Here is a 14,702-nt window from a genome sequence, read left to right as displayed (position 1 = left end):
CACCAGGAGGGTCAGGGCGTGCGCGGGACCGCGGAGGCGGCTGGCTGGGAGTAGTCGGCGGACGCCGAGGGCGTCACCGTGCTCCCCTGCTCCAGGCCGGTCGAGGCGGGCGGCGGAACCCGGTCGCGGCTGCCGGAGGAGGAACCCCGGTAGACCGCGGTGAAGGCCAGCGCGACCATGCCGATGCCCATCACGAGGGCGAGCATCCAGGCGACGGGGCGGTGCCAGCGGACCTGTTTGCCGTAGGTCCCCGGGGCGCCGTAGCGGCCTTCGAGGATCTCGGTGTCGTCCAGGTCGTCGAGTTCGGGATCATGGCCGAAACCGCCGGGTCCGAAGCCGTCGTCGTAGCGCTCGGCTCTGGGGCGGGCGCGGCGGGCCTCGGCCTCCGAGGCCTCCGCTCTGGCCTGGGCCGCGGCCAGGAGGCGCTCGACGGCGGTCGGCTCGTGCACCACGGCCGCCCGTACGAAGGCCTCGTCGAAGACCACGGAGGCGAACTCTTCGTCCGACACCCCGCGGTCGTGGTCGTCGTCGGGCTCCCAGCCGTCAGGGAACGGCGTGCCCCCCACGTCCTCCGGCACGCTTCCAGAGTAGACCTGGGGGGTCAATTTGGGCAGACGGTATGGAAATTCATCCGCCGTATGAGACACCTCTCATGCGCCACGGAAGCGGGCCGGGGCGCCTGCCGGGTGCATATGCCCTGGCCGCGCGCCCCCTGGCGCCCCTTTTCAGCGGCGGATGTGACCGTCGCCGGTGACGATGTACTTGGTGCTGGTGAGCTCCGGCAGGCCCATCGGGCCCCGCGCGTGCAGCTTCTGCGTGGAGATGCCGATCTCCGCGCCGAAGCCGAACTGGCCGCCGTCGGTGAAGCGGGTGGAGGCGTTGACCGCGACGGTCGTGGAGTCGACCAGCTGGGTGAAGCGGCGGGCGGCCTGCTGGGAGGTGGTGACGATGGCCTCGGTGTGGCCGGAGGTCCACAGCCGGATGTGCTCGACGGCCTTGTCGAGGGAGTCGACGACGGCGGCGGCGATGTCGTAGGAGAGGTACTCGGTGTCCCAGTCCTCCAGGGTGGCCTCGACGACGGTCGCCTTGGTGTCCTTCGCGTACGCCAGCACGCGCGGGTCGGCGTGGACGGTCACCCCCGCCTCGGCGAGGGCGTCCAGGGCGCGCGGCAGGAACTCGGGGGCGATGTCCTGGTGGACCAGGAGGGTCTCGGCAGCATTGCAGACGCTGACCCGCGAGGCCTTGGAGTTGATCAGGATGTCGATCGCCATGTCGAGGTCGGCCTGGGCGTCGACGTAGACGTGGCAGTTGCCGGTGCCGGTCTCGATGACGGGGACGATCGACTCCGTCACCACGGTCTGGATCAGCGAGGCGCCGCCGCGCGGGATGAGCACGTCGACCAGGCCGCGGGCGCGCATCAGCTCCTGCACGCTCTCGCGGGACTGGCCGGGCACGAGCTGGATCGCGTCGGCGGGCAGCCCGGCGCCGCCCACGGCATCGCGCAGGACCCGTACGAGGGCGGTGTTCGACTCGTACGCGGAGGCCGAGCCGCGCAGCAGGACGGCGTTGCCGGACTTCAGGCACAGGGCGGCGGCGTCGACCGTGACGTTCGGGCGGGCCTCGTAGATGATGCCGACCACACCGAGCGGGACGCGGACCTGGCGCAGGTCGATGCCGTTGGGCAGGGTCGAGCCGCGCACGACCTCGCCGACCGGGTCGGGCAGGGCCACCACGTCCCGGACGTCGGAGGCGATGGCGCGCACCCGCTCCGGGGTGAGGGTCAGCCGGTCGATGATCGACTCGCTGGTGCCGGCCTCGCGGGCCTTGGCGATGTCCTTGGCGTTGGCCTCGACGATCTCGCTGGTACGGACCTCCAGGGCGTCCGCGATGGCGAGCAGCGCGTCGTCCTTCTCGGCCCTGGGCAGCGGGGCGAGGTCGGCGGCGGCGGCCTTGGCCCGGTAGGCGGCCTGGACGACCGGGGTCATGGAGTCGTACGGCGAGAGCGAGGTCATACCGGAAGGGTAGTGCGCCGACCGGGGGCGTCCACCGCTTGTTCCACAGCGCGAGACGGGATCAAAGGGACATCGTCACGGGCCGGGGGATCAGAACGGGTGGACCCCGACCGGTGAGGCGGGCGGCGGACCGTACCCCTCGGCGATGCGCTGGTGGTAGGTCTGGCGGTCGATGACCTCCAGGCCGACGATCTCCCAGGGCGGCAGTCCCGCGGTCTGCCGGTGCTCGCCCCACAGGCGCAGGGCGACGGCGGCCGCGTCGTGCAGGTCGCGGGCCTCCTCCCAGTAGCGGATCTCCGCGTGGTCGTTGGCGTAGCGGCTGGTCAGGAAGAAGGGGTGGTCGTGGGCGAGCTGTTCGAGGGCGCGCCGGACCTCTTTCAGCGGGGCCTCCTCGCCGGAGACGCTGAGGGTGACATGCCACAGGCGCGGCAGGTCCCGGGGCTCCTCGCCCTGGTACCGGTCGCCGGCCGCGACGCTCGTCAGGGCGCGCTCCTCACCGGCCGCCCGGGGGGCCGGGCCGCCGGCCTCGCCCGCGGCCGGGGCCGGTGAGCCGCCGGCCGCCCGGGCCACGGTCCCCGCGGGGGGACCGGATCCGCCGCGGGAAGCCGCCGCACCAGCGCGGGACGCGGTCGCCCCAGGGCGCACTCGTCTCACGACGGCCTCCTTCATGCACACGTCGACCCCACGGGTCGGGCGGAATGTGTCCCTGGGACAAAGTTGAGCAGGCCGCAAGGGCTCGTGGGGCGGTTTTGCGGAACGTCCACCTCAGGGCGACCGTCTTGGCAGGGCGTTCACCCCGTTTTCGGGCACACCGTGCCCCGCCGGGCGGTCCTCAGGGGTGCAGGAGCACCAGATCGTCCCGGTGGACGACCTCCCGCTCGTAGGCCGGCCCCAGCTCGCGCGCCAGCTCCCGGGTGGAGCGGCCGATGAGCCGCGGGATCTCCTTGGCGTCGAAGTTGACGAGCCCCCGGGCCACGGCGTGCCCGGTGCCGTCCCGCAGTTCGACCGGGTCGCCGGCGACGAACTCGCCCTCGACGGAGGCGATCCCGGCGGGCAGCAGCGAGGTGCGGCGGTCGACGACCGCCTTGACCGCGCCGTCGTCCAGGATCAGCGCGCCCTGCGGGGTGGAGGCGTGCTGGAGCCACAGCAGCCGGTCGGCGGAGCGCTTGCCGGCGGGGTGGAAGTAGGTGCCGGTGTCGCCGCCGGACAGCGCCTCGGCCGCGTGGACCGCGCTGGTCAGCACCACGGGGATGCCCGCGGCGGCCGCGATCCGGGCCGCCTCGACCTTGGTGACCATGCCGCCGGTGCCGACGCCCGCCTTGCCGGCGCTGCCGATCTCGACGCCCGCCAGGTCCCCGGGCCCGCGCACTTCGGCTATCCGCGAGGTCCCCGGCTTGCTCGGGTCGCCGTCGTAGACGCCGTCGATGTCGGAGAGCAGGACGAGCAGGTCGGCGTGGACCAGATGGGCCACCAGGGCGGCCAGCCGGTCGTTGTCGCCGAAGCGGATCTCGTCGGTGGCGACGGTGTCGTTCTCGTTGACGATCGGCAGGGCGCCCATCGCGAGGAGCTTGTCGAGGGTGCGGGAGGCGTTGCGGTGGTGGGCGCGGCGGCTCATGTCGTCGCTGGTCAGCAGGATCTGGCCGACGCGGACGCCGTAGCGGGCGAAGGAGGCGGTGTAGCGGGCGACGAGCAGGCCCTGGCCGACGCTGGCGGCCGCCTGCTGGCGGGCGAGGTCCCGGGGGCGGCGGCGCAGCCCCAGCGGGGCCAGTCCGGCGGCGATGGCACCGGAGGAGACGAGGACGATCTCCCTCTCTCCTCCGCTGCGGCTCTTGGCGAGGACGTCGACGAGCGCGTCGACCCGGTCGGCGTCGAGGCCGCCGGTGGCGGTGGTCAGCGACGAGGAACCGACCTTGACGACGATCCTGCGGGCCTCGCCCACGGCCTGCCTTGCCCCTGCCACCTTGTGTCCTGTCCCCTCGCGCCACTGTGGGTACCTCGTCCGCAATGTACGCGAAGGGGACGCGGCGACGCGCATCCGTCCAGCCCCCGGACCCGATACCGGACGCCCTCGGGGGCCGCTCCGGTTCCCGGTCCGAGGAAAACGGAATTACACCGTCCCATTAATCAGAAGTGAATTCTTTTCGACCACAGGGTGTACAACCATTCACCTCTTGCTCGTGTCGAACTGGCCGACATCAAGGTCATTGCCGTAGCTCGAGAAAGTCCTGCCCATGACGATCCGTCGGTTGTGCGCGGTCCTGCGCGTCAGCGGGAAAACCGAACTTCTCCTGGTGATCCTTTTCGCCGCCGGTTTCGCGGCGCTTCCCGTGCTGGCGCTGCTGCCGTCCCTGTGGGGCTTCACGGTGGCGTGGGCCGTGACGTATGTGGCGGACGAGGCCCTGCACAGCAGGGCCCCGGGATTCGTCCGCCGCCTGGCGACACTGCAGCTCAGCCGCACGATGCGGTTCGCCGTGCGGACGGTGATGCTGCTCGCCCTGGCCGACCGGACCGACGCTCCGGACGCGGTGCTGATCACCGGGCTCGCCGTTCTCAGCGCCCATTTCCTGCTGGTGATGTTGTATTCGGCGCTGCATCACGCGATCCGCAGGCGGCGCGTGCTGCCGGTGATCGTGCGCAATCTCGACATGAGCGGGATCGACATACCCGCACACCCGCCCGCCTGGCTCTACCGGCGTTTCCTGCGCAAGCTGCTCCACCTCGACCTGCCCGCCCACGCGGGGCTGATCGTCGCGCTGGCCACCGGCACCTGGTACGCGGCCTACGCCGGTTACGCGCTGACGATCGGCGCCGCCACGGTCGCCCTCGCAGCCCTGCTGGGACAGTTCCGCGCGGTGCGCCGGATGCCCCGCCGGGACGCGGTGATCGGCGAGGTCAACCGCCAACTGGCCGCGTACCGGCCCGAGGTGGCCCTGTACTTCAGCTTCGCCGCGGTGTCCCGGGACTTCATGTACCAGGTCAACATGTGGATCGAGACACTGGAGCAGCTCGACCGCCGCCCGGTGATCGTGCTGCGCGAGCGGGCCTCGTTCCGCTTCCTGGCCCGCACCCGCGTCCCCGTGGTCTGCGTGCCCAAGGCCGACGACCTGGCCGAGCTGGACCTGTCCGGCGTCCAGGTCGTGCTCTACCCCGGCAACGCCGGCAAGAACGTCCACATGCTGCGGGTCGCCGAGGCCAAGCACGTCTTCATCGGCCACGGCGACAGCGACAAGCTCGCCAGCAGCAACCGCGTCAGCAAGGTGTACGACGAGATCTGGGTGGCCGGAAAGGCGGGCCGGGACCGCTACCAGCGGGTGCGGCACGCCATCAGCGACGGGGCCATCGTCGAGGTGGGCCGCCCGCAGCTGGCCCCGGTCCGCTCGCACGCCGAGCACGTCCCCGGCCCGGTTCCCGTCGTCCTCTACGCGCCCACCTGGGAGGGCTGGAGCGACGACGACTGCCACACCTCCCTGATCCCGATGGGCGTACCGCTGATCGAGGGGCTCCTCGCGGAGAACGTGCGGATCATCTACAAGCCGCACCCCCTCACCGGCAAGCGCTCGCCGGAGGCGGCCGCCGCGGACCGGACCATCAGGGAGCTGCTGCGGGGCGACGAGGAGAAGGTCGCGGAGGCCGCGCGCACCCGGCTCCAGGAGATCCGGGCCCGGCTGGACGAGATGTCCGGCCGCCACGAGGGCGACGACGCCCAGCAGTTGCGGGACGCGCGGGTCCCGGACGGGGACGGCACGGCCGAGTGGCAGGAGCTGCGGGACGAGTGGCACCGGATCTTCTGGGCGAGCCGGAGCGGCGCCCGGCACCACGTGATCCTCGAACAGCTCCCCACCCTGTACGAGTGCTTCAACCAGGCGGACCTCCTCGTCAGCGACGTCTCCTCGGTGGTCGCCGACTTCGTGGCCAGCCTCAAGCCGTACGTCCTGACCAACGCGCAGGACCTGTCCGACGAGGAGTTCCGGGCCGCCTACACCACCGCGGGCGGCGCCTATCTGCTCGACCGCGCCTGCACCCGGCTGCCCGAGATCCTGCGCTCGGTCCGCGCCCCCCACCACGACCCGATGGCCGCCCAGCGCCGCACCCTCAAGGAGTACGTCCTCGGGCCGGACCACCCGACCTCCATGGAGCGGTTCAACGCGGCCGTCAACGATCTGGCCGACCGGTCGACGGCGGAACGCGCCGAGGACCTCCTGGCCCCGCTCGCGTGACGGCACCCCCGCGCCCGGCGTCTCCCCGCCGGGCCGGGCCGAGGACACCCGAGTGTCGTCCGGAGGCCGGCTCGCGTTGACCAGGGCGTCCGTCTCGCGACGACCCTGGAGTGTCCCCCGTGCGAAAACGCCTCCCCAGCCTCCGGTCCGCGCTGCGGCTGCCGGGCCGGCAGACCGCGACGAGAGCGCTCGTCGCCGCCGTCCTGGCAGCCGCCGTCGTCGCCCAGGCCGTCGCCGCCCTGCGTCCGCACGTCCCGCTGCTGCTCGCCGCGACGGCCGCCTCCCTGGCCGTCGAGGGCGTCCTGCACCGCTGGCAGCGCGGCATGGTGTCCCTGTTCGCCAAGGGGCAGCGGCGGGACGAGGAGACCGCGGGCGCCTCGGGGGCGCTCACACTGCCGGGGTGAGCACCCTGCGCGCCTTGCGGACCGCCCGCCGCAGCAACTGGTCGACGCCGACCTCCCGGTAGCCCGGCACCTCCCGGGCCTCGCGCGGCTCGGCCAGGTAGACGGAGTCGGACAGGCCCGTCGACCCGTCGCGGAAGAACGGGTAGGCGAGATACACCCGGCGCCCGCCCTTCTCCAGCACCGGCTGAGGGCTCTTCTTCGCCCTCATGAACTCCAGGACCTCCACCAGGAGGTCGGGGCGGTCCATCGCCACCAGCTGGAGCCGCAGACGCTCGTGGACGCGGAGGCGGTGGGCCACCTCGCCGGTCCAGTAGGCGTCCACCAGGGGCCTCGCGAGCTCCAGCTTCTCCTGACGGACCGCCTCGTCGTCCTTGAGGAACCTCGGGCCGAACTGCGGGAGCAGCGTGACGAGGAAGGGGCGCACCATCAGCGCGTCGCGGCGGGCGCCCGCCGGGACCATGTCGGCGATCAGGTTCATCAGGGCCCGCGCGGAGTCGAAGCGCAGGGTGTGGCTGCCGGTCTTGGTGACGTGCTTGCCGTCCTCACGGCCCACCAGGTAGTAGCAGGTGTGGTCGGCGATCACGGAGACGCCGTCGGCCCGCAGATAGGCCTCCATGGTGAAAAGGGCGTCCTCGCCCGTCCACAGGGACTCGTCGAAGCGCATGCTGTGCCGTTCGAGGAACTCCCGGCGGAACAGCTTCTGCGCGCTCAGCGTGAACTTGATGTTGGAGGAGAAGACGTCGGTGCGCTCCAGGGTCTGCCCCCACATCGACGTCGGCGGCTTGCGGTTGACGCCCTCGACCCGGCCGAGGACGACGTCCGTGCCGTTGCGGTCGGCCATCGCGACCATCCGGTCAAGGGCCTCGGGGCCGAGCCGGTCGTCGGCGTCGAGGAAGAAGACGTACCGCCCCCTCGCCTTGCCCAGGCCGACGTTGCGCGGGCCGCTGGGGCCGCCGGAGTTGTCCTGGCGGATCACCGTGACGTCGAGGGAGGTGCGCGCGGCGAACTCCTCCAGGTACTCCCCGGTGCCGTCCGCCGAGCCGTCGTCGACCGCGATGACCTCGATGCGCTCGATGCGCTCGTGACCGATCGTCTGCGCCTCGACGGAGGCCAGACAGTCGACCAGGTACGGCATCGCCTCGTAGGCCCCGATGACCACGGTCACATCAGGTTGCGCAACGGTCACTTCTCCCCCAGTAACGGTCTGTTTCCCCCAGATCCGCTCAGGGGCAATCCCCTAGACGGCCGGACGAGGGAGAAAGTTGCTTCCGGCACTGGGATATACGCGCGAAGGGCCCGGTTTTCGGGATCACCCCCGAAAACCGGGCCCTTTCTTTACGAAGGGGAGGTCAGGCCTTGGTCGTGGCCTCCGCCGCGGAGGTGGCCGCCCGTGACTCCTGGCCGACGTTGCGCGCCTCGGCCTTGATCGCGAGGTTGGCCACCGCGGTGTTGAACTGCTCGATGGACGTGGGCTCGTCCGGGCCGAGCAGGTACTGCTTGAGCTCCACCCGGTCCTCGGCCAGCAGGTCGGCCGCCGGGTCGCGGACCGCGCCCAGCAGCTCGCCCAGCTCGGCGGCCTTGTTGGACAGGATCGTGGCGGCCCGCACCGCGGTGTTCTGCCGCTTGAACTCCTCCACGCCCAGCTCCGCGGAGTCCGTGACCGCGTACGGCTTGCCGCTCGCGATGAAGTCGGAGACCACGCTGGAGATGTCGGAGACCATCGCGTCGGAGACGTTGAAGCAGTCGTACAGCCGCGGTTCGGCGCCCGTGACCACGCGGTGCTCCCACACCGGGAAGGAGCGCCAGTACGCGTCGTTCCACTCGCCGCGCAGCCGGGCGATCTCCTCGTACTTGGCCACGTCGACCACACCGTCACGGGTGGCCTCGGCCTCGTCGCCCTTCTCGCCGCCGCTGCCGACCAGGACGGCGAGCCGCGCCTCGATGCGGGCGAGCTCGGCCTTGGCGGCGGCCGCCGCGGTCGCGTCGGCCTGGAAGCGGGGGTCCGTGGCGCGCTCGGCGGTGGCCTTCTCGATCAGCGCGGTGACCTTCTGGTGCGCGGCGCCCGCCTTGGGCAGGACCGTGCCGGTGAAGGGGTGCGGCTTGTAGAGGACACGGACCGGCGGGTCGGCCGCCAGCAGCTTCTTCACGATGTTCTCGCCGGCCAGCATCAGCGAGGTGTTGCCCGGGTTGCCGTCCCAGCCCTCCCAGGTGGGGGCGTAGAGCACGGTCGGCATCCGGCTCTCGGGTACACCCTGCCCGTTCTGGATCGGGGCCAGCTGCGGGCGGCCCACCTCGACGATGTCCTCGTCGCGGACACCGACGTCGGCGATGGCGTAGCGGTCGCGACCGGCCCGGCCGGCCACCCACACCTCGTCGTACGCCTTGCTGAACGGGTTGACGCTCGCCAGCTTGTCGCTGTCGCCGTGGCCGATGAAGACGTGCTTCATGGTGGGCACGCGCAGCAGGTGGATGTTCTTGCCGACGTTCGCCGCGTACAGCGCGACCCGCACCGAGGACAGGTCCATGTTCATCAGGTGCACCCCTCCGGGCACGCAGATGACGGGGACCGTGGTGGGCGCGAGGTTCTGGAGGATGACGCGCTCACGCAGGATGATCAGCGGCCGGGAGTCCAGCTGCTCCATGGTCTCCAGCCACATGTTGACCTGGTAGACGGAGTCCTTGGAGCCGGAGAAGTAGAGGACCGTCTCCGGCTGGTAGTCGCGCAGCCACTCGTCGACCTTGGCGAGCACCTTGTCGGCGTTCGGCGGGACCTTCTTGCCCCGCACGTACGGCATCAGCGCGAGGACGTACAGGGAGCCGAGCACTATCGTCACGCCGATGCCGATGAAGCCCGGCAGCGCCGAGTCCATCGCGGCGGCGACGAGTATGCCGACCACGGCCGCGAGGTCGAGGTGGAGCATCTTCTCGGCCGACCGGTTCAGCAGTCCCATCGGCGGGGCGTCCGGGATGCGGATGCGGGAGGCCAGGTCGACGTTGCGGGTGGCGACCGGGAGCCGGCGGCGGTTGCGGATCAGGGTGACCAGCGCGCCGTGCGGGGCCTGGAGGCCGTAGAACGCGATGAAGCAGGCGGTGGCCCCGTAGAAGATCAGGTTGTTGGAGAGGTCGAGCCGGGCCAGCAGCAGGATCAGCAGGAGCTGTCTGATCAGGAAGCGGATCGACAGTCCGGCGCGCACCTTGCTGAGGCGGTTGATCAGATAACTGCCCTGGCGGTGCAGATAGTGGTCCGCAAGGTACGTGACGGCGGTCGCGGCCGCGAAGGCGGGGACGCTCGGGATGAGCGCGGCCACCATTATGGCGGGGAAGCCCGCCAGCATGAGGACCGCCGCGGCCAGCTCGGCCGCGCTGCCCACCCGGGCGACGCGAATAGCGGTGCTTATCACTGAAAACCTGCTCTGGGAGGGATGCCGGTTGTTTACGAATTAACGGTGCTTAAGGCTTCAGGCCCCTGTGAATGCACCAGGAACGGGCAGCCACAGAGGCCTGAATTTACCGAAAACTAATTGTCCCTGATTATGCCACGCCGTCCTGACGGTCCAGAACACTGGCCAGCGCGGCCTCGAAGCCGGAGGCCTGGCCCGCGGAGGCCGTCGGGTCCTGCTGGCGGACGTCGATGACATGCCCGGTCAGCTCGGAGAGCAGCACGTCGAGCGAGGTGCGGGCCACCGCCTCGGAGGACAGCAGGCTGCCCGCGGGCTCCTGGCCGAAGGCCTTGGTGCGCATGGGCGTGGCGGTGCGCTCGGGGTTGATGCAGTTCACCCGGACGCCTTCACCCGCCCATTCGTCGGACAGGGCCTGCGTGAGGTTGACCATCGCCGCCTTGGTCGAGGAGTACAGGCTGTACTCGGCGCGGCCGCGGGTGTAGCTGCTGGAGGTGTACAGCAGCAGCTGGCCCTTGGTCTCCGCCAGGTACTTGTACGAGGAGCGCGCGATCTGCACCGGGGCCAGGTAGTTGACCTTCAGCGCCTCCTCGATGGTGGCGTTGTCGGTCTCCGCCAGCTTGCCGATGCGCAGCACGCCCGCGGTGTTGACGACGTAGTCGATGCGCCCGGTCTCGGCGTACGCCTTGGACAGCGCGTCGTCGACCTCCTCCGGGTTCTCCACGTGGGTGCCGGTGGTGGAGCGGCCGAGCGCGTACACCTTGGCGCCGTAGGCCTCGGCGAGTTCGCCGATGTCCTTGCCGATGCCGTAGGAGCCGCCGAAGACGACGATGGTCTTGCCGGTGAGCAGCTCGCGGTACGCGTCGTCGCTGACCTGCTCGGGAGCGGCGGTCGAGGCGAGCTGGAAGAGCTTGTCGGCGATGAAGACGTCGACGGGCTGGGTGACCTTCATGTTGTACTCGTCACCCGCGACGACGTGGATCGGCACGTCCGGCAGGTACTTGAGCACGACCGAACAGTCGTCCGTGGCCTGGAAGTTGGGGTCACCGGCGGCGACCTCGTAGGCGCGCTTGATGGTGGACAGCTTGAAGGCCTGCGGGGTCTGGCCGCGGCGCAGCCGGGAGCGGTCCGGGATCTCGGTGATGAACTCGCCGTCGTCACCGTGCTTGCGCGTGACGATGATGGTGTCCGCGGACGGGATGGCGACGTCGACGGCCTGGTAGCGCTCCAGGGCGACCACGCAGTCGTCGATCACACGCCGCGAGAGCAGCGGGCGTACGGCGTCGTGGAACAGGACGTTGACGTCCTCACCCTCGGCCAGGCCCTCGCCGAGGGCCGCGATGGCGCGCTCGGTGGTCTCGTTCCGGGTGGTGCCACCCTCGATGATCTTCCTGACCTTCCGGAAACCGGCCTTGGCCACGATCTTCTCTATGTCCGGAACGTAGCCCGGCGCCATCAGGACGATGATGTCGTCGATGGAGTCGGCCTTCTCAAAGGTGGTCAGGGTGTGCTCGATGACTGCCTTGCCGGCGATCTTCAGCAGCTGCTTGGGGATCGAGAGACCCACGCGCTGACCGGTACCACCGGCCAGGATCACTGCGGTGGTACGGGGCTTGGCGATGTGCTGGGACACAGAAGACCTACCTCGGGGCGACAGGGAACGGGGAAATGGTCCCACTTGCGGTTACCGCTGTGCAAGGTGACCGCCGTTCGCTGCATATGTACGCGCTACCTGTCATTCATCTTGCACTGCCGGTAACGGTGACCGTCCGGGAGTTCAGCGTCGGCGCAGCTTCTTCAGACACCGGTGACCCAGTACCCGCATCAGTTCCTTCGACGACGTCTGGTGCACCGTACGCGCCCCGGCCGCCGAGGCGAGCGCCCCGTACAGCGCCTGGGCCGCCACCTCGGGGGAGATCCGCGGCGCGGGGATCCCGGCCGGCGCGGGCGCCTTCGGTACCGCGGACAGGAGACCTGGGTCACCGACGATCCGCACGCCGGTGCCCGCGATGTTCCGGGCCATGTCGGCGCCGATCCCGGCGGCGGCTTCCACGGCCCACTCCGGAGTGAGGATCTTCACGTCCTCGGGCGAGGGGCTGCACGTGTTCTTCATATGCATGACGGCGCCGTTGCGGACGAGCCTGGAATACAACTCGTCGGGCAGTCCATTGCCGCGGAATTCCTTGTTAAGATTCCGCAGCATTTCGGTCTCGGCGAGGGTAAGAGAACGATTCGCGGTGTCCGGGACGGGCTGGAGGAGATTCCCGGGAAGTCCGAGGAGCTGTTCGAAAGTGCGCAGCAGACCACCACGGTCGCGGTCGTCGACCACGACGACGGTGATCCGCTCCGGACCGACCGCCCGCACCCAGCGCTCGACGAGCCGGTCGTGCCGGTGGCGGCGCCAGAAGCTGGGGTTGGGCTGCTCGTACGGCGCCTTCCGCAGCATGTGGGTGAGCCAGTCCTCGTACCCCATGCGCAGCCCGTTCTGCACGTACTGCTGCCACTGCGAGGGCATGATCCGCACCAGCGGCCGCAGGGTGACCAGCACATGCGTGCGCTCCCCGCCGAGCTGCCCGACGATCCGCGCGATCGTGTCGTCGTCCTCGGCGTCGGCGAAGAACTCGCTGCTGATCACCGAGGTCTTCCCGCCGGTGGCCCCGACCTGCTCCAGCAGGCGCGTCCAGTGCTTCTCGGTCGGCGCGGTGTCGCCCATCATCGCGGGCCTGGCGCAGGCGGCCAGGGCGGCTTCCATGGGGTGTCTGGTGTGCGCGGGGAAGACGACGCCGTGCTCGGGCAGCAGGTCCTTCGCCGCGAACAGCGCGGCCTGGACGGCGGTGGTGCCGGTCTTGTGAGGACCGATGTGCAGCAGGCGCGTGCCGACGGGCAGCGCGGCGGTCACACCGTTCACCGGAAGGTCGTCTCTCGTACAGTCCGTCTCCATAGTCAGAGGACGGTAAGAGAAGTGCCTGAGTGTTACCTGAGAGGAGCGTGGGACTGTGCTGAGGAGCATGCCCCTCTCAGGCAACGCGCGCTCACGCGGGCCGTACCCCCGGTTTGCCCGCGTCCACCCGCAGCTGTGCCAGCGTGGTCGTCGTCGCCTCCGGCCTGACCACCGTGTCCACGGCCCTGACCTGCGCGTCGATGCCGTACCGGTCGATGTCGAAGAGGTGGTAGCCGCGGTGGGCGTCGATGTACTTCCAGTGCGGGTTGTCGGCCATCAGCGGGTCCCACTGGGCGTGGAAGGCCGCCTGGTCCTGGTCGCCGTTGCTGGAGATGGATGTCCCCACGAACTCGGCGCCGACGACCCGGGAGGACGGGTCGGCGTAGTCCTCCTTGAGGTCGCTGATCATCGTGAGGTGGCGGTCGCCGGAGAGCACGACCGGGTTGCGCACGCTCCGGAACTCCTCCAGGAAGGCATTGCGTTCGACCTGGTAGCCGTCCCAGGCGTCGTAGTACCAGAGCTTGCCCTCGCCGGGCAGGATGTCCGTCTCGGCCATCATGATCTGCGAGGCGATGAGGTTCCAGCGGGCCGGTGAGCCGTGCAGCCCGTCGAGCAGCCACTGCTTCTGCTCGGCGCCGAGCATGGTGAGCGAGGGGTCCTGCGCGGCCGCCTGGCTGGTGACCTGGTCGCTGCGGAACTGCCGGGTGTCGAGCACGTTCAGCCGGACCAGCCGGCCGAACTCCAGCCGCCGGTACATCTGGATGTGCGGGCCGTTCGGGACGGCGGTGGCACGCACCGGCATGTGCTCGTAGTACGCCTGGAAGGCGGCGGTGATCCGGGCCACGAAGGCGTCGTGCGGCTGCTTGTCGGGGTCCTGCGGGATCTCGCCGGCCCAGTCGTTGTCGACCTCGTGGTCGTCGAAGGTGACCACCCAGGGGGTGCTCGCGTGGATCTCGGCGAGGTCCGGGTCGGTGCGGTACTGGGCGTACCGGTTGCGGTACTGCAGGAGGGTGTACGGCTCCCCCGTGCCCTCGTGCCGGCGCGGACCGGACGAGGACGGCGCCGACTCGTAGATGTAGTCGCCGACGAACAGCACGAAGTCCGGGTCCTGTTCCAGCATGTCGGCGTACGGGGTGAAGTAGCCGTGCTGCCAGTTCTGGCAGGAGGCGAGCGCGACCCGGAGGCTGCCGCCGGAGCTGTGCCGGGCGGGGGCGGTACGGGTGCGGCCGGTGCGCGAGAGCTGGCCGTCGGCGCGGAAGCGGTACCAGTACGTACGGCCCGCGCGCAGGCCCCGTACGTCGACGTGGACGCTGTGTCCGTACGCGGGCAGGGCCTGGGCGGTGCCGCGGCGGACGACCTTGCCGAAGCGCTGGTCCTCGGCGAGCTCCCACTCGACCGGCACCACTCTGTCGGGCATGCCTCCGCCGTTCAGCGGATCCGGGGCGAGCCGGGTCCACAGCACGATGCCGTCCGGCAGCGGGTCGCCGGAGGCCACGCCGAGGCTGAACACTCCGTCGGGCAGCGGGGGCTCCGCCGCTCGTGCGGTGCCCGGCAGCCACAGCTGGGCGGAGGCGGCGGCGCCGAGCACGGCGGCGCCGGCGGTCAGAAAGCGGCGCCGGCCGGGTGATGCTGCTCCGTACATGGGCGAACTCCCTTACGTCGCTGACCTTTTGGGCACCCTGGAAGCTCACGCTTCGGGGTGATCCGTGCGTTGAACCAGAGTGTTCGCG

Annotated in this window: 11 protein-coding genes; 2 read left to right on the top strand and 9 right to left on the bottom strand. The window is 70.5% G+C overall.

The genetic code is table 11. The features are described from left to right. Positions 1–11 precede the first annotated feature (11 nt). From AQI94_RS02420 to proB, 4 genes are all read right to left on the bottom strand, one after another. Positions 12–578 carry an SCO2584 family spore wall biosynthesis protein gene (locus AQI94_RS02420; RefSeq protein WP_031051379.1) on the bottom strand — a complete coding sequence of 189 codons (567 nt, stop codon included), beginning with the start codon at positions 576–578 and terminating at the stop codon, positions 12–14. Positions 579–725: 147 nt separating this feature from the next. Then, positions 726–2,012, bottom strand: a complete 1,287-nt coding sequence (locus AQI94_RS02415) for a glutamate-5-semialdehyde dehydrogenase (protein ID WP_031051377.1) — start codon at positions 2,010–2,012, stop codon at positions 726–728. Between the two features lie 90 nt (positions 2,013–2,102). Then, a complete protein-coding gene (locus AQI94_RS02410; RefSeq protein WP_107119418.1) occupies positions 2,103–2,666 on the bottom strand; it encodes a hypothetical protein in 564 nt (187 codons plus the stop codon). Between the two features lie 178 nt (positions 2,667–2,844). Continuing rightward, a complete protein-coding gene (gene proB / locus AQI94_RS02405; protein WP_031043312.1) occupies positions 2,845–3,951 on the bottom strand; it encodes a glutamate 5-kinase in 1,107 nt (368 codons plus the stop codon). 292 nt (positions 3,952–4,243) lie between these two features. Between proB and AQI94_RS02400 the strand changes: the two genes are divergently transcribed. Together AQI94_RS02400 and AQI94_RS02395 are read left to right on the top strand one after the other, a co-directional pair. Continuing rightward, positions 4,244–6,229, top strand: a complete 1,986-nt coding sequence (locus AQI94_RS02400; protein WP_037942052.1) for a membrane protein — start codon at positions 4,244–4,246, stop codon at positions 6,227–6,229. Positions 6,230–6,348: 119 nt separating this feature from the next. Continuing rightward, on the top strand, positions 6,349–6,633 hold the full coding sequence (locus tag AQI94_RS02395; protein ID WP_031043317.1) for a hypothetical protein: 285 nt from the start codon (positions 6,349–6,351) through the stop codon (positions 6,631–6,633). Here the strand turns inward: AQI94_RS02395 and AQI94_RS02390 are convergent. The 5 genes from AQI94_RS02390 to AQI94_RS02370 form a co-directional block, all read right to left on the bottom strand. Continuing rightward, positions 6,617–7,819, bottom strand: a complete 1,203-nt coding sequence (locus tag AQI94_RS02390) for a glycosyltransferase family 2 protein (RefSeq protein ID WP_031043320.1) — start codon at positions 7,817–7,819, stop codon at positions 6,617–6,619. The genes AQI94_RS02395 and AQI94_RS02390 overlap by 17 nt on opposite strands. A gap of 163 nt (positions 7,820–7,982) precedes the next feature. Then, the gene (locus AQI94_RS02385) at positions 7,983–10,034 is read right to left on the bottom strand and encodes a hypothetical protein (RefSeq protein WP_031043323.1); all 2,052 of its coding nucleotides are present in this window, start codon (positions 10,032–10,034) and stop codon (positions 7,983–7,985) included. 130 nt (positions 10,035–10,164) lie between these two features. Then, on the bottom strand, positions 10,165–11,664 hold the full coding sequence (locus AQI94_RS02380; RefSeq protein WP_031043325.1) for a bifunctional cytidylyltransferase/SDR family oxidoreductase: 1,500 nt from the start codon (positions 11,662–11,664) through the stop codon (positions 10,165–10,167). A 144-nt stretch (positions 11,665–11,808) separates the two neighbouring features. Next, entirely contained in the window at positions 11,809–12,972 is a 1,164-nt protein-coding gene (locus tag AQI94_RS45265; protein ID WP_031043328.1) for a hypothetical protein, read from the bottom strand. Positions 12,973–13,063: 91 nt separating this feature from the next. Continuing rightward, positions 13,064–14,614: an alkaline phosphatase D family protein gene (locus tag AQI94_RS02370; RefSeq protein WP_031043330.1), complete on the bottom strand. Its 1,551-nt coding sequence runs from the start codon at positions 14,612–14,614 to the stop codon at positions 13,064–13,066. Between the last annotated feature and the right edge of the window lie 88 nt (positions 14,615–14,702).

Origin of the sequence: Streptomyces pseudovenezuelae (assembly GCF_001513955.1) — a bacterium.
GTDB classification, from domain to species: Bacteria; Actinomycetota; Actinomycetes; order Streptomycetales; family Streptomycetaceae; genus Streptomyces; species Streptomyces pseudovenezuelae.
This window is presented reverse-complemented; position numbering and strand designations above follow the sequence as displayed.